At 60.8% G+C, this 21,763-nt stretch carries 19 protein-coding genes and 1 pseudogene; 7 read left to right on the forward strand and 13 right to left on the reverse strand.

What is annotated here, in order from left to right; all coding sequences use genetic code 11:
• The first annotated feature begins 63 nt into the window (after window positions 1-63).
• Genes pqqC through PseuLF5_RS22945 form a run of 4 tightly spaced genes read left to right on the forward strand, consistent with a single transcriptional unit; the run spans window position 64 to window position 3,997 of the window.
• Entirely contained in the window at window positions 64-816 is a 753-nt protein-coding gene (gene pqqC / locus PseuLF5_RS22930; RefSeq protein ID WP_340134805.1) for a pyrroloquinoline-quinone synthase PqqC, read from the forward strand.
• Window positions 813-1,088, forward strand: a complete 276-nt coding sequence (gene pqqD / locus PseuLF5_RS22935; RefSeq protein WP_128613999.1) for a pyrroloquinoline quinone biosynthesis peptide chaperone PqqD — start codon at window positions 813-815, stop codon at window positions 1,086-1,088. The genes pqqC and pqqD overlap by 4 nt, the downstream gene beginning before the upstream one ends.
• Window positions 1,081-2,220, forward strand: a complete 1,140-nt coding sequence (gene pqqE / locus PseuLF5_RS22940) for a pyrroloquinoline quinone biosynthesis protein PqqE (protein WP_177490424.1) — start codon at window positions 1,081-1,083, stop codon at window positions 2,218-2,220. The genes pqqD and pqqE overlap by 8 nt, the downstream gene beginning before the upstream one ends.
• Window positions 2,186-3,997 (forward strand): S9 family peptidase, encoded by a 1,812-nt coding sequence (locus PseuLF5_RS22945; RefSeq protein WP_340134806.1) that lies wholly within the window; start codon window positions 2,186-2,188, stop codon window positions 3,995-3,997. Before pqqE ends, PseuLF5_RS22945 begins: the two co-directional genes overlap by 35 nt.
• Window positions 3,998-4,145: 148 nt before the next feature.
• Here PseuLF5_RS22945 and PseuLF5_RS22950 read toward each other — a convergent pair whose 3' ends face one another.
• From PseuLF5_RS22950 to PseuLF5_RS22960, 3 genes and pseudogenes are all read right to left on the reverse strand, one after another.
• Window positions 4,146-4,304, reverse strand: coding sequence for a YqaE/Pmp3 family membrane protein (locus tag PseuLF5_RS22950; protein WP_003228885.1), 159 nt, complete (start codon window positions 4,302-4,304; stop codon window positions 4,146-4,148).
• Between the two features lie 109 nt (window positions 4,305-4,413).
• Window positions 4,414-4,551, reverse strand: a pseudogene (locus PseuLF5_RS22955) (helix-turn-helix domain-containing protein); the annotation flags it as partial.
• Between the two features lie 164 nt (window positions 4,552-4,715).
• Complete coding sequence (locus PseuLF5_RS22960) at window positions 4,716-5,999, reverse strand: aspartate aminotransferase family protein (RefSeq protein ID WP_340134807.1); 1,284 nt, start codon at window positions 5,997-5,999, stop codon at window positions 4,716-4,718.
• Between the two features lie 169 nt (window positions 6,000-6,168).
• Here PseuLF5_RS22960 and PseuLF5_RS22965 point away from each other — a divergent pair, with 169 nt between their 5' ends.
• Window positions 6,169-7,083, forward strand: a complete 915-nt coding sequence (locus PseuLF5_RS22965; protein ID WP_123469306.1) for a LysR family transcriptional regulator — start codon at window positions 6,169-6,171, stop codon at window positions 7,081-7,083.
• A 227-nt stretch (window positions 7,084-7,310) separates the two neighbouring features.
• On the opposite strand, the gene PseuLF5_RS22970 is transcribed toward PseuLF5_RS22965, so the two are convergent.
• The 10 genes from PseuLF5_RS22970 to bioB all read right to left on the reverse strand — a co-directional run bounded on the left by PseuLF5_RS22970 (window position 7,311) and on the right by bioB (window position 20,052).
• Window positions 7,311-9,089 carry an acyl-CoA dehydrogenase C-terminal domain-containing protein gene (locus PseuLF5_RS22970; RefSeq protein ID WP_123469308.1) on the reverse strand — a complete coding sequence of 593 codons (1,779 nt, stop codon included), beginning with the start codon at window positions 9,087-9,089 and terminating at the stop codon, window positions 7,311-7,313.
• Between the two features lie 261 nt (window positions 9,090-9,350).
• Window positions 9,351-11,147, reverse strand: coding sequence for an acyl-CoA dehydrogenase C-terminal domain-containing protein (locus tag PseuLF5_RS22975; RefSeq protein WP_340134808.1), 1,797 nt, complete (start codon window positions 11,145-11,147; stop codon window positions 9,351-9,353).
• Between the two features lie 90 nt (window positions 11,148-11,237).
• Complete coding sequence (locus tag PseuLF5_RS22980; protein ID WP_340134809.1) at window positions 11,238-12,527, reverse strand: GGDEF domain-containing protein; 1,290 nt, start codon at window positions 12,525-12,527, stop codon at window positions 11,238-11,240.
• A gap of 429 nt (window positions 12,528-12,956) precedes the next feature.
• Window positions 12,957-14,762, reverse strand: a complete 1,806-nt coding sequence (locus PseuLF5_RS22985) for a phenylacyl-CoA dehydrogenase (protein WP_123469318.1) — start codon at window positions 14,760-14,762, stop codon at window positions 12,957-12,959.
• Between the two features lie 274 nt (window positions 14,763-15,036).
• The gene (locus PseuLF5_RS22990; RefSeq protein ID WP_123469320.1) at window positions 15,037-15,333 is read right to left on the reverse strand and encodes a pyrroloquinoline quinone biosynthesis protein PqqE; all 297 of its coding nucleotides are present in this window, start codon (window positions 15,331-15,333) and stop codon (window positions 15,037-15,039) included.
• A 120-nt stretch (window positions 15,334-15,453) separates the two neighbouring features.
• Entirely contained in the window at window positions 15,454-16,134 is a 681-nt protein-coding gene (gene bioD, locus PseuLF5_RS22995) for a dethiobiotin synthase (RefSeq protein ID WP_123469322.1), read from the reverse strand.
• Complete coding sequence (bioC, locus tag PseuLF5_RS23000; RefSeq protein WP_340134810.1) at window positions 16,131-16,940, reverse strand: malonyl-ACP O-methyltransferase BioC; 810 nt, start codon at window positions 16,938-16,940, stop codon at window positions 16,131-16,133. Before bioC ends, bioD begins: the two co-directional genes overlap by 4 nt.
• The gene (locus tag PseuLF5_RS23005) at window positions 16,933-17,664 is read right to left on the reverse strand and encodes an alpha/beta fold hydrolase (RefSeq protein ID WP_322375927.1); all 732 of its coding nucleotides are present in this window, start codon (window positions 17,662-17,664) and stop codon (window positions 16,933-16,935) included. The genes bioC and PseuLF5_RS23005 overlap by 8 nt, the downstream gene beginning before the upstream one ends.
• On the reverse strand, window positions 17,657-18,835 hold the full coding sequence (gene bioF / locus PseuLF5_RS23010) for an 8-amino-7-oxononanoate synthase (protein ID WP_123469328.1): 1,179 nt from the start codon (window positions 18,833-18,835) through the stop codon (window positions 17,657-17,659). Before bioF ends, PseuLF5_RS23005 begins: the two co-directional genes overlap by 8 nt.
• 161 nt (window positions 18,836-18,996) lie before the next feature.
• Window positions 18,997-20,052, reverse strand: coding sequence for a biotin synthase BioB (gene bioB / locus PseuLF5_RS23015; RefSeq protein ID WP_128616182.1), 1,056 nt, complete (start codon window positions 20,050-20,052; stop codon window positions 18,997-18,999).
• A gap of 91 nt (window positions 20,053-20,143) precedes the next feature.
• Between bioB and PseuLF5_RS23020 the strand changes: the two genes are divergently transcribed.
• Together PseuLF5_RS23020 and PseuLF5_RS23025 are read left to right on the forward strand one after the other, a co-directional pair.
• On the forward strand, window positions 20,144-20,878 hold the full coding sequence (locus tag PseuLF5_RS23020; RefSeq protein ID WP_322375925.1) for a ComF family protein: 735 nt from the start codon (window positions 20,144-20,146) through the stop codon (window positions 20,876-20,878).
• A 100-nt stretch (window positions 20,879-20,978) separates the two neighbouring features.
• Window positions 20,979-21,743 carry a TOBE domain-containing protein gene (locus PseuLF5_RS23025; protein WP_123469334.1) on the forward strand — a complete coding sequence of 255 codons (765 nt, stop codon included), beginning with the start codon at window positions 20,979-20,981 and terminating at the stop codon, window positions 21,741-21,743.
• Window positions 21,744-21,763: the final 20 nt, after the last annotated feature.

Raw genomic sequence — 21,763 nt, forward strand, 5'->3', positions numbered from 1 at the left:
CTTGCCAGCGATGACTGAAGACCAGACGCCTGAGATCCCAATGCTTGTTCCCGGAGAACAGATATGACTGACACTCCTATGTCCCCCAGCGAATTCGAAGCGGCCCTGCGCGCCAAAGGCGCCTATTACCACATCTACCACCCGTACCACGTGGCGATGTATGAAGGCCGTGCCACCCGCGAACAGATTCAGGGCTGGGTCGCCAACCGCTTCTACTATCAGGTGAACATCCCCCTGAAAGACGCGGCGATCCTCGCCAATTGCCCGGATCGCGAGATCCGCCGCGAGTGGATTCAACGCCTGCTCGACCACGACGGCGCCCCCGGCGAAGACGGCGGTATCGAAGCGTGGCTGCGCCTTGGTCAGGCGGTCGGCCTCGACCCCGATCAACTGCGCTCCCAGGAACTGGTGCTGCCCGGTGTGCGTTTCGCGGTCGACGCCTACGTCAACTTCGCCCGCCGCGCCAGTTGGCAGGAAGCCGCCAGCAGCTCGCTGACCGAACTGTTCGCGCCGCAGATCCACCAGTCACGCCTCGACAGCTGGCCGCAGCATTACCCGTGGATCGACCCGGCCGGTTACGAATATTTCCGCACCCGCCTCGGTCAGGCGCGGCGCGATGTCGAGCACGGTCTGGCGATCACGCTCGAGCACTACAAGACCCGCGAAGGCCAGGAGCGCATGCTGGAAATTCTCCAGTTCAAACTGGACATTCTTTGGAGCATGCTCGATGCCATGAGCATGGCTTACGAACTGAACCGCCCGCCGTATCACGGCGTCACCGAGCAACGGGTCTGGCACAAAGGAATCACCTTATGAGTTTCGATCGCAGCAAGACCCCGACCTGGCGTCCCGGCTACCGTTTCCAGTACGAACCGGCGCAAAAAGGCCACGTACTGCTCTACCCCGAAGGCATGATCAAACTCAACGACAGCGCCGCGCTGATCGGTGGTTTGATCGACGGTGAACGCGATGTCGCAGCGATCATCGCCACACTCGATGAGCAGTTCCCCGGCGTGCCTGAGCTCGGTGACGACATCGAGCAATTCATGGAGGTTGCCCGTGCACAGCACTGGATCACCCTTGACTGATCTGCCGCCCAAGCCGGAGGTCGGCCTGCCGCTGTGGCTGCTCGCCGAGCTGACCTACCGCTGCCCGCTGCAATGCCCGTACTGCTCCAATCCGCTGGATTTCGCCGAGCAGGGCAAAGAGCTGAGCACCGAGCAGTGGATCAAGGTGTTCCGCGAAGCGCGGGAGATGGGCGCGGCGCAACTGGGCTTTTCCGGTGGCGAGCCACTGGTGCGCCAGGACCTGGCCGAGCTGATTCGTGAAGCGCGGCAGTTGGGTTTCTATACCAACCTGATCACCTCCGGCATCGGCCTGACCGAGCAAAAAATCAGCGATTTCAAGAAGGCCGGTCTCGATCACATCCAGATCAGCTTCCAGGCCAGTGACGAGCAAGTGAACAACCTGCTCGCCGGCTCGAAAAAAGCCTTCGCGCAGAAGCTGGAAATGGCCCGTGCGGTGAAGGCCCACGGCTATCCGATGGTGCTGAACTTCGTCACCCATCGGCACAACATCGACAAGATCGACCGCATCATCGAGCTGTGCATCGCGCTCGAGGCCGACTTTGTCGAACTCGCCACCTGCCAGTTCTACGGCTGGGCGCAGCTCAACCGTGTCGGCCTGTTGCCGACCAAGGAACAACTGGTGCGCGCCGAGCGCATCACCAACGAATACCGCGCCAAGCTGGAAGCCGAAGGGCATCCGTGCAAGCTGATATTCGTGACCCCGGACTACTACGAAGAACGCCCGAAAGCCTGCATGAACGGCTGGGGCAGCCTCTTTCTGACAGTCACCCCGGACGGCACCGCCCTGCCTTGTCATGGCGCCCGACAGCTGCCGGTGCAATTTCCCAACGTGCGCGATCACAGCATGCAGCACATCTGGTACGACTCGTTCGGCTTCAATCGCTTTCGCGGTTATGACTGGATGCCCGAGCCGTGCCGCTCCTGCGACGAGAAGGAACAGGACTTCGGCGGCTGCCGCTGTCAGGCATTCATGCTCACGGGTGACGCAAGCAACGCCGACCCGGTGTGCAGCAAATCCGAACATCACGGCGTGATCCTCAAGGCCCGCGAAGAAGCCGAGACCGCCACCCAGACCATCGAACAACTGGCCTTTCGCAATGAACGAAACTCACGCCTCATCGCCAAGGGCTGAGCCTTTCAGCGCCGCCCAGGCCGTCGCCGCCGGAATGGACTTCGCCGAACTGCAGCTCGGTGTCAACGGTCTGTTCTGGAATGAATATCGCCCGGAGGATGCCGCGTGCCGGATATGGCAGTGGCGCGACGGCGTGGCGAAATGTCTGACACCCAATGGCTTCAGTGTCCGCAGTCGAGTGTACGAATATGGTGGTGGTGCGTTTTGTCTGACGCTGGACGGGGTGGTTTTCGTCAATGAGGCGGACCAGCAGTTGTATCGACAGACCCTGGATGGCGCGCCTGAGGCGCTGACGTCAGGCGAGTGTCGTTATGGCGATCTGCATTTTGCTTTTGGCCAGGTTCTGGCGGTTGAAGAGTGGCGTGATCAACATCGGCTGGTAGCGATTGATCTGGCTGACGGCACGCGGCATGTGCTGGCTGAGGGCGCGGATTTTTATGCGGCGCCGATCATCAGTGCGGATGGCCGGCGCCTGGCCTGGATCGAGTGGAGCCGCCCGCATCAGCCTTGGACGTCGACGCGGTTGAAGGTGGCTGAGCGTTTGACCGATGGCACATTCGGAGCACCGCAATGCATTGCCGGCGCCGAGATTGAAGAGTCCATTCAACAACCGCGCTTCGATGCCGAAGGACGCCTGTATTGCCTGACCGATCGTGCTGGATTCTGGCAACCGTGGGTAGAAACTGCCGACGGCTTGAGATCATTGCCCGCTGCGCCGGCCGATCATGCACCCGCGCCGTGGCAACTGGGCGGCTGCACCTGGCGCCCCGTCGAGCATTTGTTTTTGGCGAGCTGGAGCGAAGGTGGTTTTGGTCGCCTGACCCTTGGTGACGACGACTTTACTGGCGACTACAGCCGCTTCCGTCATCTCGCTTTAGACGCACAATTTATCTACTGCATTGCCGCCTCGCCGATCAGTCCTTCGGCGGTCATCGCCATTGATCGGGCGACGCGCAAAGTGAACGTGTTGGCCGGCGGCGTGGCGCCTTTGCCTGCAGAACGCATCAGCCGTCCGCAAACCCTGCGCTACCCAAGCGGTTCCGGCGAAGCCCACGGGTTCTTTTATCCGGCCATGAGCGACGAGACAAAACCAGCGCTGGTGGTGTTCATCCACGGCGGACCGACCTCGGCCTGCTACCCGATGCTCGACCCGCGCATTCAGTACTGGACGCAACGCGGCTTCGCCGTTGCCGATCTCAACTATCGCGGCAGCAGCGGCTATGGCCGCGAATACCGTCAGGCGTTGCATCTGAGTTGGGGTGAGGTGGATGTCGAGGATGCCTGCGCGGTGGTGGCGTATCTGGCCAGACAAGGTTTGATCGACGGCGAGCGCGCATTTATCCGCGGAGGCAGCGCCGGGGGCTACACCACGTTGTGTGCGCTGGCGTTTCAGCAGGTGTTCCGCGCTGGCGCCAGCCTCTATGGCGTCAGCGACCCGGTGGCACTCGCCCGGGCGACCCACAAGTTCGAAGGTGATTATCTGGACTGGCTGATCGGCGATCCCGAGCAGGACGCCGAACGCTACGCTGCCCGCACACCCTTGCTGCACGCGAGCAACATTCGTGTGCCGGTGATTTTCTTTCAGGGAGAACTGGACGCCGTGGTTGTTCCGCAACAGACCCGCGACATGGTCACGGCACTGGAACAGAACGGCATCCCGGTCGAGGCGCATTATTACCCCGAAGAACGCCACGGCTTCCGCCGCGCCGCCAATCAGGCGCATGCGCTGGAACAGGAGTGGAAGTTTTATCGGCGGGTGATGGGGTTGGCTGACTGAGCACCACGCTTGTTTAAAAATAGCGTCGACCCAATCGCGGGCAAGCTCGCTCCCACAGGTTCGCTGGTTTACACAAAACTTGTGACCAACCTAAAACACTGGGGGAGCAGGCTTGCCCGCGATAGCTATCTATCTGGCACCGCTGAACTCAGCGCTTGGCGATGATGTACACCGCATGCACGATCCCCGGAATGTAGCCACACAGCGTCAGCAGAATGTTCAACCAGAACGCCCCGCCGAACCCGACCTGCAGAAACACACCCAGTGGCGGCAACAGAATGGCGATGATGATGCGAATGAAGTCCATGGGTCAGCTCCTGAATGGGGGTTGGCTCACATGAGCCATACAAGCTAATCGACCTTTGCCGCTCGTCAGGGTTCAGTACTAATCACGGTATCGGTATCAAACTGATAGCTCAGCTGAGAATTTGCAGTCCGTGCTTCTGCACGATGCTCAGTAACTTCAGCGCCATGCCGCTGGGGTGTTTGTCTCCCGACTCCCATTGCTTGACTGTCGACGCGCTAGTGTTCAAGTAGCGAGCGAATACCGGCTGGCCCGGCTGGGGCTTTCTAAAAAACCATTCGCAGGACGAACGCTCAAGCACCAACGCTATCTGCAAAACCCGGCCACAAAAAAACGCCCCACGCCAAAAGAATCAGGCGTAGGGCGTGCGTTATACCGCGAGACGGTTCTGGAAATCGGGTAGGAAACTTCAGCTCAGACGGCAATCCCTTTGCGACATTGCAGTTGCGCGGTGCGCACTCGCGAGAATGCGCGGCCCAGGCGGAGGAGCATTTCGTCGATATTGGTTTTACTCACTGTGAGCGCCGGGGTGAAGCGCAGACAGTTGGCTTGCGGGGCGTTGAGCAGCAGGCCCTCATGCAGCGCGGCATGGACCACGGCCTCGGCGGAATCGCCCGACAGGGTCAGTCCGTAGAACAGGCCTTGGCCGCGCAGTTCGCCGTGGTCGTAGCGGTGTGCCAATCGTGCGAGGCCTTCGCGCAGATGCTGGCCATTATCGTTGACCTGCTGCAGGAAGCTGCGGTCGTACACGCTGTCGAGTACCACCAGGCCAGCCGCTGTCATCAGCGCATTGCCGTGATGCGTGCCGCCCAGTTCACCCGCGTCAAAACAACACGCCTTGCCTCGCGCCAGCAGCGCCGCCAGGGGCACACCGCCGCCAAGGCCTTTGCCGAGCACGACGATATCGGCGCGTACGCCATAGGACTGTTCGGCAAGCAAGCTGCCGCAGCGCCCCATGCCGGTCTGCACTTCGTCGAGAATCAGCAAAATTCCCAGTTCGCGGCACAGACGCTCAACGCCCTTAAGGTAATGCCCGGTGGCTGGAATCACCCCGGCATCGCTCTGGATCGGCTCGAGCATGATCGCCACGGTCTGCGCATCGACTGCCGCATGCAGCGCCGGCAAATCGTTAAACGGCACCGGATCGAAACCGGGCAGCAATGGCGCGAAACGGTTGTGCAGGTTACAACTGTCCGATGCCGAGATCGTCGCCAGACTACGACCGTGACACCCCTGCTGCGCCACGATGATCCGCGAAGCGCCACCACGATGCAGTTGCCCCCACTTGCGCGCCAGTTTGATCGCCGCTTCACAGGCTTCGCTGCCACTGTTGAGCAGGTAGGCCTGATCGCTGGAAGTACTCGCGCACAGGCGTTCGGTGAGGCTGAGCATGCCGCGGTTGTGCAGATTGAAACCGGGATTGATCAGTGCCTGAGCCTGACTGGCAATGGCTTTGACCAGTGCCGACGGACTGTGCCCAAGACTGTTGGCGCCACCGGCCTGAGAGAAGTCGAGATAAGCGCGATCATTACTGTCCCACAGCCAGGAACCCTGACCGCGAACGAACACCTGTTGCGGTCGCTCGACGCTGGGCATCAGCCGCTCGATGCTCAGATTTTCGTTGATTTCAGCAGAATCGGCCGCAAAGGCGAGGTCGTCGAGACTCGGCGCCTGGCGCCGCAAACTGAACAGATTCATTGAAAAACACCTCGCTTGAGGTGTTTTGAACTGCCTATGCAAACACTGTCGAAGCAAACGCTATTCATCGCGCTTTCTGGCCCTGTAAGCCTTGTGAATGCGGTTAGACTAAGCTCGCCGAGGCCCGCGGGCCATTTCGATTTCCCAGCATTTTCGATAAGCATTACTTATGGATTTCAAACAACTGCGTTATTTCGTCGCGGTCTACGAAGAAGGCCATGTCGGCCGCGCCGCTGAACGGCTGTCGATCTCGCAGCCGGCGTTGTCGCAACAGATTCGCCAGCTCGAACAAAACCTCGACGTCACGCTGTTCGAACGCAGCAGCAAACGCCTGCTACCGACTCTGGCTGCACATACCTTGTACAACCACGCCCTGCCCTTGCTCGATGGTCTGCAACGGGCGCGCGAGGCGTTGGGCAACTTCAAGGGACAGGCATTGCGCACCCTGGCAATTGGCGTGCTGCAAACCGTGCACACCAGCCTGGTGCCGCAAATGCTGGAGCGCGTGCGCAAGGCGCAACCGCATCTGGTGGTGCAGATTTATGAATTGAGCGGGATGGAGATTGAACGGCGTCTGCTGAACGGTTCGCTGGATATCGGCATCAGCTATTTGCCACCACGTCAGCCAGGGTTGCATGGCGTGATGCTGTACGAAGATGAACTGACGCTTGTAATCCCAGCGGATCACCCGCTGCGTGAATTCAAGAAAGTCTCGATACGACAAGCCGCAGAGTTACCGATGCTGCTGCTCGGCGAAGAGTTTCAGATACGTCAGATCTGGCAAGCGCAGCTGACCAGCCTTGGCCGTCGCCCGCAGGTACAGGCTGAACTGAACAATATGGTGGGGATTCTCGACAGTCTGCCGCACACCAAATTGGCGACGGTGTTGCCCGGGCGTTCGCAGAAGGAGTACGACGACCAGGAACTGCTGTGGAAACCGCTGAGCGAACCCCGGGTGCCGCTGAAGGTTGGGCTGGTGTGTCGCGACGTACAACGCCAGCAGGCGTCACTGGCGCTGCTGCGGACATTGCTTGAGGAAGTGATGGAGCGTGAAGTGAAGTCGCCGCTGGATCCGATCGCCTGAACACTTTTCTTCAGGCAAAAGAAAACCCCGCCGAAGCGGGGCTTTGCAGACTGTTTCCCTGACATCCATTTCACTCCGCCACCCTGGCAGAATCCTACGTGTCCGTGTTGTTGCTTTGCGCTTCCTGCGCGACGTCCATGAAATGTAGATTAGCTCTGGATCCAATCTACGCCTATGGGAGAACAGCAGCACGTCATGTAAGAGAATGCTTACACGACGTCATCGCATCAGAACTGCGCCGCATCCAGCAGGAACAGCGACTCGCTACCGGCCTTCACCGACGCGCTCAACGAGTGAATGCGCGGCAGCAGACGGGCGAAATAGAAACGCGCGGTACCCAGCTTGCTGGCGTAGAAATCATCCTGCGCTTCCTTGCCCAGCGCGGCCTTGGCCATCAGTGCCCACATGTAGGCGTAAGCCGTGTAACCGAACGCTTGCAAATATTCGACCGAGGCTGCGCCGATTTCGTTCGGATTGGTTTTCGCCCGATCCAGCAGCCATGCGGTCAACTCGTCGAGGGTGTCGACGGCGTCGTTCAGCGGCTTGGTGAATTCGCCCAGGTCAGCGCTGGCAGTCGCGGTGAAATGACGGATCTCGTCAGCGAACAGCTTGTAGAACGCCCCGCCGCTACCCACGATCTTGCGCCCGACCAGGTCCAGCGCCTGAATGCCGTTGGTGCCTTCGTAGATCTGGGTGATGCGCACGTCACGCACCAGTTGTTCCTGGCCCCACTCGCGGATATAGCCGTGGCCGCCGAAAATCTGCTGGCCGTGGACAGTGGTTTCCAGGCCCAGGTCGGTCAGGAACGCCTTGGCCACCGGCGTCAGCAGCGCCACCAGATCTTCAGCGCGCTTACGCGTCGTCGCGTCCTCGCTGAACTTGGCAGTGTCGAGCTGCATCGCCACGTAGGTGGAGAACGCACGGCCGCCCTCGTTGGACGCCTTCATGGTCAGCAGCATGCGACGCACGTCCGGGTGGACGATGATCGGGTCGGCGACCTTGTCCTTATTCTGCGCGCCGGTCGGTGAACGGCTTTGCAGGCGATCGCGGGCATATTCAATGGCGTTCTGGTACGAGCGCTCGCCAGTGGCCAGGCCCTGGATGCCGACGCCCAGACGCTCGTAGTTCATCATGGTGAACATCGCCGCCAGGCCTTTGTTCGGCTCGCCGACCAGATAACCGACAGCTTCATCGAAGTTCATCACGCAGGTCGCGGAGGCCTGGATGCCCATCTTGTGTTCGATCGAACCGCAGTTCGCCGGGTTGCGCGCGCCGAGGCTGCCATCGGCATTGACCATGAACTTCGGCACCAGGAACAGCGAAATGCCTTTCGGGCCGGCCGGCGCGTCCGGCAGCTTGGCCAGCACCAGGTGAATAATGTTTTCGGTCAGGTCGTGCTCACCGCCGGTGATGAAAATCTTGGTGCCGCTGACCTTGTAGGAACCGTCGGCCTGAGGTTCGGCCTTGGTGCGGATGATGCCCAGGTCGGTGCCGGCGTGCGGCTCGGTCAGGCACATGGAACCGGCCCAGACGCCGGCGTACATGTTCGGCAGGTACGCCGCTTTCAGCTCTTCGCTGGCGTGGGCGTTGATCGACAGGCAGGCGCCGGCCGTCAGCATCGGGTACAGACCAAAGGACAGACTGGCGGAGTTGACCATTTCTTCGACCTGGGCCGACACGGCTTTAGGCATACCCATGCCGCCGTAGGCCGGATCGCCCCCCACACCAACCCAACCGCCTTCGGCATAAGTCTGATAAGCCTGTGGGAAACCGGCCGGGGTGGTGACGGCGCCGTCCGCCCAGTGGCAGCCTTCTTCGTCGGCGGCACGGCTCAGAGGGGCGATGCTTTTGCTGGTGACCTTGCCGGCTTCTTCGAGGATGGCTTCAACAGTTTCGGCGTCGACGGTCTCGGCCAGTGCCGGCAGTTCGGCCCAAAGTTTCGAGACCTCGAACACTTCATTGAGGACGAAGCGCATATCGCGCAGCGGCGCTTTGTAGTCAGCCATGGCAAACCTCGCAAGATCTAAACAGGTGATTCGTGGAATGATGTTTTCGTTGAGCTGGAGTGTACCCCAACAACTTTTGCGACACATAGGGTCAACCGGTGACTGTTTTGTTATTTTTAGTCACCAGCTTGAGCCGATACTCAAAGGACGCAAAAAACTGTGGCGAGGGCGCTTGCTCCCGCTAGGGTGCGAAGCCGCCCCCCGATCGGTGAGCACTGCGCACTCAAGCGGGAGCAAGCGCCCTCGCCACAGAAAGTGGTATCAGAGTGCAAACAACGCCGCCGGCAGCTTCATCAAACACTCACTCCCCGCTTCGATCGCCGCCCGATGCGCAGCCGTGCGCGGCAACAAGCGCTTGAAATAGAACTCGCTGGTCGCCAATTTACCTCGACAGAAATCCCCGTCCCCCTCACCCGCCTCCAACTGCGCCTGCGCCACCAGCGCCATGCGCAACCACAGATAACCCAGAATGATGTAACCGCTGTACATCAGGTAATCCACCGATGCGGCGCCGACTTCGTCCGGGTTTTTCATCGCCGCCATACCGACCTGCATGGTCAGCTCGCCCCACTGCTGGTTGAGTTCATTGAGCTGCGCGACAAAGCTGCCCAACTGAGGATGCCCCGCGTTGGCCGCGCAGAACTTGTGGACGATTCTGGTGAAGCCGCGCAACAACTTGCCCTGACTGCCCAGCACCTTGCGACCGAGCAGATCCAGCGCCTGAATGCCGTTGGTGCCTTCATAGATCGGCGCAATCCGGCAATCGCGAACCAACTGCTCCATGCCCCATTCACGAATGAAGCCATGACCGCCGAACACCTGCATGCCGTGGTTGGTCACTTCCAGCCCGGTGTCGGTCATGAACGCCTTGCAGATCGGCGTGAGGAACGCCAACAGGTCTTCGGCCTCCTGCCGCGCCTCGGCGTCGCTGCCCAGGTGCGCGACATCGAGCAGCTGCGCGGTGAAATAGGTCAGCGCACGATTGCCCTCGTTGAAGGCTTTCATGGTCAACAGCATGCGCCGCACGTCTGGATGAACGATGATCGGGTCGGCCGGTTTGTCCGGGGCCTTGGCGCCGGTCAGGGCGCGCATCTGCAAGCGATCGTTGGCGTATTTGACCGCGCCCTGGAAACTCGCCTCGCCCAGGCACAAGCCCTGCATCCCGGTGCCGAGGCGTGCATGGTTCATCATGGTGAACATGCAGTTGAGGCCCTTGTTCGGCTCGCCGATCAGAAAGCCCTTGGCGCCGTCGAAGTTCAGCACGCAGGTGGCCGAGGCCTTGATGCCCATCTTGTGTTCGATCGAACCGCAGGAAACGCCGTTGCGCTCGCCCGCTTCGCCCGCTGCGTCCGGCAGGAACTTGGGCACGATAAACAGCGAAATGCCCTTGGTCCCAGCGGGCGCATCCGGCAGTTTGGCCAACACCAAGTGGATGATGTTGTCACTCATGTCGTGTTCGCCGGCAGAGATGAAAATCTTGCTGCCGGTAACTGCATAACTGCCGTCGGCCTGGGGCACGGCGCGGGTCTTGATGATGCCCAAGTCGGTGCCGCAATGCGCTTCGGTCAGGCACATGGTGCCGGTCCACTGGCCGGCGGTGAGTTTGCTCAGGTACGTGTCTTTCTGTTCGGCGGTGCCGTGGGCGTGGATGGCCGACATCGCGCCATGAGTCAGGCCCGGGTACATGCCCCAGGACGTATTGCTGGAGCCGACCATTTCGCTGATCACCAGCCCCAGCGAACTCGGCAGGCCCTGGCCACCGTAAGCCGGATCTGCCGCCAGACCGTGCCAGCCGCCCTCGACGTATTGCGCGAACGCTTCTTTGAAACCTGCAGGCGTTGTCACCACGCCGTTGTCGAAGTGGCAGCCCTCTTCGTCGCCGCTGCGATTGAGTGGCGCCAGAACGTTTTCGCAGAACTTCGCGCCCTCTTCGAGGATCGCGTTGATCATGTCCGGGCTGGCGTCGTGGGCGCCGAGCGCGGCGTATTGGGTGTGGAAATCGAAGACGTGGTCGATCAGAAAGCGCATATCGCGCAGGGGAGCTTTGTACTCGGGCATGGTGGCTTCTCCGTCAGCAGATGGTTTCAACCTACTGCTGGCCACTACGCCCCACAATCACTGTCCAGACGCTGAATGCGCGGTCATCACTCAACCTGCAGCGTTGTCCATACGCACCGCGCCACGGCGGTTCTGCCCAAACGCCATCACGCAGTTACGCCCCGCACCTTTGGCGCTGTACAGCGCCTGGTCGGCGGATTTGAGCACTTCTTCCGGCGTGCGCTGCTCGACGCGTTCGGCGACGCCAATGCTGACCGTCACCGAAACACTGGACGCACCGGCGCCACTGCGGCGCTGGCGACCTTGCTGGTCATCCTGCGGACGGTTTTCCTGGTTGCGCAGTTGAATGTTGTAGGACGCAATCGACTCGCGGATAACTTCCAGGTGCGGCATGCATTCCTCTAGGGTTTTGCCTGCGAACACCAGGGCAAATTCCTCACCACCATAGCGATATGCCCTACCGCCACCGCTGATTTTCGACAGCTTGCTGGCAACCAGACGCAACACCTGGTCACCGACATCGTGGCCGTGGGTGTCGTTGAATTTCTTGAAGTGATCGACGTCGCTCATCGCCAGCACATAGTTACGGCCGAGGCGTTGCATACGTTCGTTGAGTGCGCGCCGACCCGGCAGACCGGTGAGCTCATCGCGAAAGGCCATTTGATAGGCTTCGTGCGCCACGGCGGCAGCAATCATCAGCATCACCTGGCTGCACATGATGTTCAGGGTGAACGGCAGGATGAAGGTTTTCGGCAGCATCCAGAACACACCGAGCAAGCCGACCAGTTGCGCCGCATGCAGCTGACGCGGGTTACGCCAGTATTGCCAGGCCAAAAGCAGGAATGCCGAGAGGAATACCGGATAGGACATCTGGATCAGGCTCATCCACGCGCCGTGCAGCGCTGGCCAGCGGATCTCCGAGAGCCACATCAGCAGCGCCTGTGGATAACTCTGCTCAAGACCGAGGGCGACACTGCCAAAAGCGAGCAACACCGCGAACCGCGCGACCATGTCCTGAAACAGGTGGGTGCGTTCTTGCCACGCCGCAAACAGACCGAACAGCAAGGGCAGCAGCAGGCAGACCAGATGGAACACCACGGCGGCGTCGTCGCGCACCTTGCCGTTGTCGCGGTAATAGTCGGTCTGGGTGTCGAGCAGAAAGTAGGCGATGTACACCGTGAGCATCAGAAACAGTTCGCGCTGACGGCGGTAAACTGCGCAATACGCGCCGCCCAGCAACAGCACCAACGTCGGCAACACGTTGAACAGCGAAGTGAAGAACACGTTGAGGTCTTTGACGTACGCAGCCGCCAACCCCGCAAGTAACAACAGCAGTGATGGCAGGAAATGACTGAAACGTACAGCGGAAGAACGCGGCAAGGGTAAAGCTCCGACCCGTCATATCAAAGAGATGGCATTGTGCCTGCAATGTGGCCAGTTAAGCACACGCATTGTGATCCAGATCACATGCAGTCTCTTTAACGGCAGAAAACCTGACTATCTGAGCGATTTGCCAAGTTTTTTGCCTCCAGCGAGCGGATGGCCATCATGACTGATGGCCAGGCCTGGAATTATCCCTCAAAGATCGTTGTAGAACGGCAGTAGCGGCCCCTCCGCCGGGCTGCGTCCTTCGGCGCCATAGGGCTTGAGCGAGAACAACGCGTCCGAAGCTTGGCGGGTGGTGACTTTCGGGCTGGCTGGCCGTTGGGTTACGGCGTTTTCGTCACCGATCTCACCTTGTGGCAGGAGCGCAAAAAAAAACCGCTGCCCCTAAAGGGGCAGCGGTTTTTCAAGCGACCGCGTTAAGGCTTAGTAGCCCAGTGCGAAGTCTTCTTCTTTCATGTCCATCAGGTTGTTGGCGCCCGACAGCATGGTGGCCACGTGAGTACGGGTACGTGGCAGGATGCGCTGGAAGTAGAAGCGCGCGGTTTGCAGCTTGGCGGTGTAGAACGCTGCGTCGCCAGTGCCTTCTGCCAGCTTCTCGGCTGCCAGACGCGCCATGTCGGCCCAGAAGTAGGCCAGGCAGGCGTAACCGGAGTACATCAGGTAGTCCACGGAGGCCGCGCCGACTTCTTCGCGATCTTTCATGGCGGCCATACCGACCTTCATGGTCAGCTCGCCCCACTCTTTGTTCAGTGCTGCCAGCGGTGCAACGAATTCTTTGACGGCTTCGTTGCCTTCGTTGTTCTGGCAGAACTTGTGGACGATCTTGGTGAAGCCTTTCAGAGCCTCGCCTTGGGTCATCAGCACTTTACGGCCCAGCAGGTCGAGTGCCTGGATGCCGGTGGTGCCTTCGTACAGCATCGAAATGCGGCTGTCGCGAACGTTCTGCTCCATGCCCCACTCGGCGATGAAACCGTGACCGCCGTAGATCTGCACGCCGTGGTTGGCTGCTTCGAAACCGACTTCGGTCATGAACGCCTTGGCGATTGGCGTCATGAACGCCAGCAGCGCATCGGCCTTCTTCTTCTCTTCTTCATCGACGCCGTATTTGACGATGTCGACCTGTTTGGCGGTGAAGTACACCATCGCGCGGTTGCCTTCGGCGAACGCCTTCATGGTCAACAGCATGCGACGTACGTCAGGGTGCACGATGATCGGGTCGGCAGCTTTGTCCGGCGCTTTCGGGCCAGTCAGGGAGCGCATTTGCAAACGATCGCGAGCGTATTTCAGACCACCCTGGAAGCCGATTTCGGCGTGGGCCAAACCTTGCAGCGCGGTCCCCAGACGTGCGGTGTTCATAAAGGTGAACATGCAGTTCAGGCCTTTGTTCGCCGGGCCGATCAGGAAACCGGTGGCGCCGTCGAAGTTCATCACGCAAGTGGCGTTGCCGTGGATGCCCATCTTGTGTTCCAGCGAACCGCAGCTCACGGCGTTGCGTGCACCGAGGGTGCCATCGGCATTCGGCAGGAACTTTGGAACGATGAACAGGGAAATGCCTTTGGTGCCAGCCGGTGCATCCGGCAGACGAGCCAGCACGATGTGGACGATGTTGTCGGCCATGTCGTGTTCGCCGGCCGAGATGAAAATCTTGGTGCCGGAAACTTTGTAGGAACCGTCGGCCTGAGGTTCGGCCTTGGTGCGCAGCATGCCCAGGTCGGTGCCGCAGTGCGGTTCGGTCAGGCACATGGTGCCGGTCCATTCGCCGGAAACCAGTTTGGTCAGATAGGCTTCTTGCTGCTCAGGGGTGCCGTGCTCGGAGATGGTGTTCATTGCACCGTGCGACAGGCCTGGGTACATGCCCCACGACCAGTTGGCTTCACCGACCATTTCGCTGACGGCCAGACCCAGCGACTCCGGCAGGCCTTGACCGCCGTGCTCGACGTCGTGCGCCAGGCTTGGCCAGCCGCCTTCGACGAATTGCTTGTACGCCTCTTTGAAGCCCGTCGGGGTTTTCACGCCGGACTCGCTCCAGGTGCAACCTTCGAGGTCGCCCACACGGTTCAGCGGTGCCAGTACCTGCTCACAAAACTTGGCGCCTTCTTCGAGAATGGCGTCAACCATGTCTGGAGTTGCGTCTGCGCAAGCCGGAAGGCTCTGATAGTGCGCTTCGTAGCCGAGCAGTTCGTCACGAACGAAGCGAATATCACGCAAGGGGGCCTTGTAGTCAGGCATAGCGATAAACCTCTGCTGATGTAACCGGGAATGAACGACCGTGTTGATTTGTTGTGACGGTCAAACAGTTGTTTGAAACATACGTTTACGCCGAAATCTTGTCAAGCGTCGATCTTTTGCCGTTCGTCTTCCCTTCTTTCAAACGCCAGACACAGCAAACCGCCATGGACGCCAACGCGCCACAGGTACTGAAAAAAGATTAGTTGAGGAAGAAGGACTTACAACGCAAAACGCCGCGACAAGGCGCGGCGTTGTTCAGGCATGCAGCAAAAAATCAGGCAAACGTATCGATGATCGTACCGAGCATTTCATCGGAAGCCTTGGCGACTTTGACGCCCAGCTCCGCCTGAATCTTGCCTTGTGACATCTCGACCATATTGCTGGCCAGATCCGACTGCTGCGAACGATCGACACCACGCAGGCGATCGACCTGAACTTCGGACGACTGGCTGGTCACCGAGCGCTCAATGGTGCTGCTGGCGATCTGGCTGGCTGCCTGATCGACACGATTCTGCCCGGTCTGAATCGAGCTCAAACCTGCATAAAAAGCTGTGTTACCGGAGATTTCCATGAAAGTGCTCATCCTTGGGAAGGATCAATAGGCGCCATTGAATCAGACGCGCCAGAAAAACACCCGTCAAAAACACTAATGGCACAGTGCCTGCTCATAGCCAGCCTTCATGGGCTAAGCCTAGTCGAGCAGATCCAGTTGCAAATGCTCCGCCACTGCTTCGGCACTCAACGCCTTGAGCTTGGGCACGCGCCCCAGGCACGGCGCCGGAATCCGCTCGGCCAACGTGGCAAGGTTCTCCTCCAGCCGGGAAGTCTTCGGGTCGATGATATTCGCCACCCACCCCGCCAGTTGCAGACCATCGCGGGCAATCGCCTCGGCCGTCAGCAACGCATGGCTGATGCACCCCAACCGCACGCCGACCACCAGAATCACCGGCAACTTCAATGCAATCGCCAGATCGGACAGATTGTCCTGATCAGCCAACGGCACCCGCCAGCCGCCCGCACCTTCGATCAAGGTGAAGTCGGCGTTCATGGCCAGAATGGCGCGCATCGGCGTCAGCAACGACTGCACCGTCAGCGCAACGCCCGCCTCGCGCGCCGCCAGATGCGGAGCAATGGCCGGCTCGAACGCGACCGGATTGACCTGTTGATAACTCAGCGGCACCGAACACTCGGCGAGCAGCGCCAGGGCGTCGGCATTACGCAACCCCTTCGGCGTCACCTCGCAGCCGGACGCCACCGGTTTGCCCGCCGCCGTACTCAACCCTGCTGACCGCGCCGCATGCAGCAACCCGGCAGCCACGGTGGTCTTGCCCACATCCGTGTCCGTTCCGGTGATGAAATAGGCTGCGCTCATAAGGGTTTCTCCAACACGGCGTAAACCACTTGATAGGTCGCCGGCAATCCCTGTGCCTGACGGTACTGCTCGTAAGCCTCGACCAGTCCGAGAATCCGCGCCCGCCCGGTCAAACCGCCCGGCCGGCCGGGATTCAGATTGTGCGCACCCAACGCCTTGAGCTCATGGGTCAGGCTGCGCACATCCGGGTAATACAGCACGTGCGCCTGAGTCTGCAGACTCGCCGTGCGCAAACCACTGGCTGCGCACAACTGCTCATACCGGGCGAACTCGCGGAAGCGGTTGACGTGCACCAGGCCATCGACCTGACGCCAGCTGTCGCGCAACTCAAACAGCGTCCCGACACAAAGACTAGCAAACGCAAAAATCCCGCCGGGCTTGAGCACGCGAAACGCTTCGCCGAGTACTGCTTCAAAATCCGCACACCACTGCACGGCGAGGCTGGAGAAGATCAGATCGCAGGTTTCATCGTGCAGCGGCAGACGCTCCGCATCACCGGCAATGAAGTGCTGAGCGCCACCCAACGGCCGGGCGTGAGTGAGCATGCCCTCGGCAATGTCCAGCGCCACGCCGTGACCGGCGACAAAACGCTCGGCCAGTGCGCGAGTGAAATACCCGGTACCACAGCCCACATCCAACCAGCGCGATGGGACAAAATTTACCGGCAAGCGCCGCAGCAACTGCGCACCGACATCCCGTTGCAACTCGGCGACGCTGTCGTAACTGGCCGCTGCACGGGAAAAGGAGGCTGCAACCTGGCGCTTGTCAGGCAAGCCACCCGGCAGCACAAGAGACAGATCAGTCATCGGCGCACTCATGTAAAAACGCCTGGATCGCACCCGCTACTCCGTGCGGGTCTTCCAGCAGAAATCCGTGGCTGGCCTGTTCGATCAGACCAATTTCGATATCCGGCAGCAGGGCGAACAATGCGCCCGCCGCCTCGGCCGGCACCAATGCATCGAGGCCGGCAAACAGATGAAACTGCGGCCCGCGAAAGCTTTGCAACGCTTCGCGGGTGTCCAGTTGCGCGAGCAATTCCAGCCCGGCCATTAATGCAGGCGCAGCGGTGTGCGGCGCGCCACCGAGCATCAACCGGGACAGACCGCGCGAGTCCTGCGCGCCTTGGGCACACAACAGCGAGAAGCGTTTGAGGGTGGTGCGCGGGTCGGCATTACAGCCGGCGAGAAAGGCATCGAACGTCTCGCCCGGCATTGCACTCGACCATTGCTCATGGACAACGAAGCATGGATTGCTCGCCAGCGTCAGCAACCCGCAGCACCGTTCGCCACGGCGCGCCGCCAGTTCGGACGCGAGCATGCCGCCCAGCGACCAACCGCCGAGCCAGACGTCTTGCGCGATGCGCTCATCGAGTTCGTCGAGCCAGTCTTGCGGGTCACTGGAGTCCAGCTCTGGCAACGGCTCGATCTCGACATGCAAATGTTCATCGAGGCCCTGCAACGCCGCCGCCAAAGGCTCCAGCGGCGAAACGCCGAGGCCCCAGCCGGGCAACAGAATCAGGCGATTACGCATGGCTTGGCTCCGACGACAATTGGGCAAAGCAATCCGCCAGTCCTTCTAACAATAGCTGCACCTGCGCCTCGCTGTGGGCGGCGGTCAGGGTGACGCGCAGCCGAGCGCTGCCAGCAGGCACGGTCGGTGGACGAATGGCGGTGACCATCAGTCCACGTTCGCGCAACATCTGCGACAGGCGCACGGCGCGACCGGCATCGCCGATCAGAATCGGCTGGATCGGGGTGAAACTGTCCATCAGCTGCAGGCCGATCTGCCCGGCACCGTGGCGGAACTGGCGGATCAACGTTTGAAGATGCTCGCGGCGCCAGTGCTCGGTGCGCAGCAGCTCCAGACTTTTCAGCGTGGCGCAGGCCAGCGCGGGCGGCTGGCTGGTGGTGTAGATGTAGGGCCGGGCGAACTGGATCAGGCTTTCGATCAGCTCCGCGCTGCCGGCAACAAAGGCGCCGGCGGTGCCGAAGGCTTTGCCGAGGGTGCCGACCAACACCGGCACATCCTCCTGGCTCAAACCGAAATGCTCGACGATGCCGCCGCCGTTCGCGCCCAGCGGCCCGAAACCGTGGGCATCATCGACCATCAACCACGCGCCTTTGGCTTTGGCTTCACGGGCCAGTGCGGGCAGGTCGGCAATATCACCGTCCATGCTGAACACGCCATCGGTGACCACCAGCGTATTGCCGGTGGCTTTCTCCAGACGCTTGGCCAGGCTGTCGGCATCGTTGTGCAGATAACGATTGAAGCGCGCGCCAGACAACAGCCCCGCATCCAGCAACGAGGCGTGGTTGAGGCGGTCTTCCAGCACCGTATCACCCTGCCCGACCAGCGCCGTGACCGCGCCGAGGTTGGCCATGTAACCGGTGGTGAACAGCAGCGCACGCGGGCGACCGGTGAGATCGGCGAGCGCTTCTTCGAGGGCATGGTGCGGGGCGCTATGGCCGATCACCAGATGCGACGCCCCGCCCCCCACGCCCCAACGCGCGGCGCCGGCACGCCAGGCTTCGATCACCTGCGGGTGATTGGCCAGGCCCAGGTAATCGTTGTTACAGAACGCCAGCAACGGCTGGCCGTCGACCACCACTTCAGGCCCTTGCGGGGACTCGAGCAGCGGTCGCTGGCGATAGAGATTTTCGGCACGACGGGCAGCAAGGCGTGCGGCGAGATCGAAAGACATGCAGGCCTCGACAGTCAGATCACATGAATCACGATGGACACGGCGCCTGTGGGAGCTGGTTCGCCAGCGATGGCGGCGGCACATTCGACATAGATGTCGCCATCCAGTCCGCTATCGCTGGCGCGCCAGCTCCCACAGGGTTTTGTATCGCATCAAAAAAATCAGACCGCGGCGTTATAGAACTGCTCGCTGCTCTTCTGCTCCACCAGCGCCTGCTCGATCGCCGCCTGGTGCACTTCATCGGAATGCTCTTCGCGCGCTTCCGGTTGAATGCCCAGACGTGCGAACAGTTGCATGTCCTTGTCGGCCTGCGGGTTGGCCGTCGTCAGCAACTTGTCGCCGTAGAAAATCGAGTTGGCGCCGGCGAAGAACGCCAGGGCCTGCATCTGCTCGTTCATCGCTTCGCGGCCGGCGGACAGGCGCACGTGGGATTGCGGCATGAGGATGCGCGCTACGGCGAGCATACGGATGAAGTCGAACGGATCAACATCGTCAGCGTTTTCCAGCGGCGTGCCGGCGACCTTCACCAGCATGTTGATCGGCACCGATTCCGGATGCTCCGGCAGGTTGGCCAACTGGATCAGCAGATTGGCGCGGTCGTCCAGCGACTCGCCCATGCCGAGGATACCGCCGGAACAGATCTTCATTCCCGACTCACGCACGTAGGCCAGGGTCTGCAGGCGCTCGCTGTAAGTACGGGTGGTGATGATGCTGCCGTAGAACTCAGGCGAGGTGTCGAGGTTGTGGTTGTAGTAATCGAGGCCGGCCTTGGCCAGCGCTGCGGTCTGCTCCTGATCGAGACGACCGAGGGTCATGCAGGTTTCCAGGCCCATGGCTTTCACGCCTTCGACCATCTTCAGCACGTACGGCATGTCTTTGGCCGACGGGTGTTTCCACGCCGCGCCCATGCAGAAGCGCGTCGAGCCGATGGCTTTGGCGCGGGCGGCCTCTTCGAGAACCTTCTGCACTTCCATCAGCTTTTCTTTTTCCAGACCGGTGTTGTAGTGACCGGACTGTGGGCAGTACTTGCAGTCTTCCGGGCAGGCGCCGGTCTTGATCGACAGCAGGGTCGAAACCTGCACGCGGTTGGCGTTGAAGTGTGCGCGGTGCACGGTCTGCGCCTGGAACAGCAAGTCGTTGAATGGCTGTACGAAGAGGGCTTTGACTTCGGCCAGAGACCAGTCGTGACGCAGGGTGGCAGTAGTGCTCGCGCTCATGGGTAGTTCCTTGGTTATGCTTGGCTCGCGACCGGGGAAACGGAATACCCACAGGCGCTACACGGATGTTCGGCATATTTAAGGAAGAGTCATGCGCTGTCAACCACGATACAAAGGACAGGTTTACATCTGTTTAAAAAACGTACAGACCTGCTTACTGTGCGATGAGCCTGCAGACGAAAAAACGCCCCTCTGCGTGGCCTGCGAAACCGAACTGCCATGGCTCGGCGACCATTGCCAGCGCTGCGCCCTGCCACTCTCCGCCGCCGACCTGACCTGTGGCGAGTGCCTGCTAGAGCCTCCGGCGTTCGAACAAGTGGTGGTGCCGTGGCGCTATGGCTTCCCGGTCGACAGTTTGATTACGCGCTTTAAACACAACGCGAAATGGCCGTTTGGTCACCTGCTCGCCGACGTTGCCGGACAATACCTGCAACATCGTTTCGATGAGGGGTTGCCGCGTCCGGATGTGTTGTTGCCAGTGCCGCTGGCGAACAAACGTCTGCGTCAACGCGGGTTCAACCAGGCTGCGATGTTGGCGCGCTGGTTGAGTCAGTCACTGGGGCTGCCGTGTGAAGAAACGGTTCTGCGCCGCATCAAGGACACCGACGCCCAGCAGGATCTCGACGCCAAGGCGCGTAAAGGTAATCTGCGCAATGCGTTCGAGCTCGTGCCAGATTCGCAGGTACAAGGCCGGCATTTGGCGTTGGTTGATGATGTGCTGACTACTGGCGCGACGGCTCAAACGCTTGCGCGTCTGCTGATCAACGCAGGCGCTGCGCGGGTCGATGTCTATTGCCTGGCCCGCACGCCGAAACCCGGAAGCTGAAGCCAGCACACTCCTACAAGGGCTCTCGGCTCGACTTGACTCTGGCGTTGCAAGCGACCAACTTCCCCCCTCACCGCCACAGCAAAAAAAGCGCCCTTTCATGTCCATGCCTTCCCTGTTGTCCCAGCACATCGTCCGCCGTCCGCAGCGCATCGCCCTGCTGCAACACATTGCCGAACAGGGTTCGATCACCCGCGCGGCAAAAAGCGCCGGGCTGAGTTACAAAGCGGCGTGGGACGCCATTGATGAGCTGAACAACCTGGCGCAGAAACCGCTGGTCGAACGCGTCGTCGGTGGCAAGGGCGGTGGCGGCGCGAAACTGTCCAGTGAAGGCGAACGCGTGCTGCGCCTTTACCAGAAACTGCAGGCCTTGCAGGCACAGGTTCTGGAAGCGGCGGAAGACGCCAGCGATCTCGATCTGCTCGGTCGGCTGATGCTGCGCACCAGCGCTCGCAACCAGTTGCACGGCAAAGTCGTGGCGATCGAGGCGCAGGGCCGCAACGACCTGGTTCGCCTGGAACTGGCCGAAGGCCTGTGGATCAACGCGCAGATCACCCACGACAGCACTGTGCACCTGGAACTGCAACCGGGCACGGAAGTGGTGGCACTGATCAAGGCCGGCTGGCTTGAATTGCTCGCGCCGGATCAAGCTGCAACATCTGGACACAATCTTCTGAGCGGCACCCTCGAAGCCATTCTCGACGCCGAGGACGGCCCCAGCGAAGTGCGCATCACCCTGCCCAACGGCCACACCCTCTGCGCGCTGGCTGAGCCGCTGCACCTTCGCACGTGCGGGCTGGGTATCGAGCAACCGGTGCAGGTGCAGTTCTCGCCGTCCAATGTCTTGATCGGCACGCCGCTGTAACGGACCTTCTGCCACAAAAG

Source organism: Pseudomonas sp. LF-5 (assembly GCF_037626295.1).
In the GTDB taxonomy this organism is placed as follows: Bacteria; Pseudomonadota; Gammaproteobacteria; order Pseudomonadales; family Pseudomonadaceae; genus Aquipseudomonas; species Aquipseudomonas monsensis.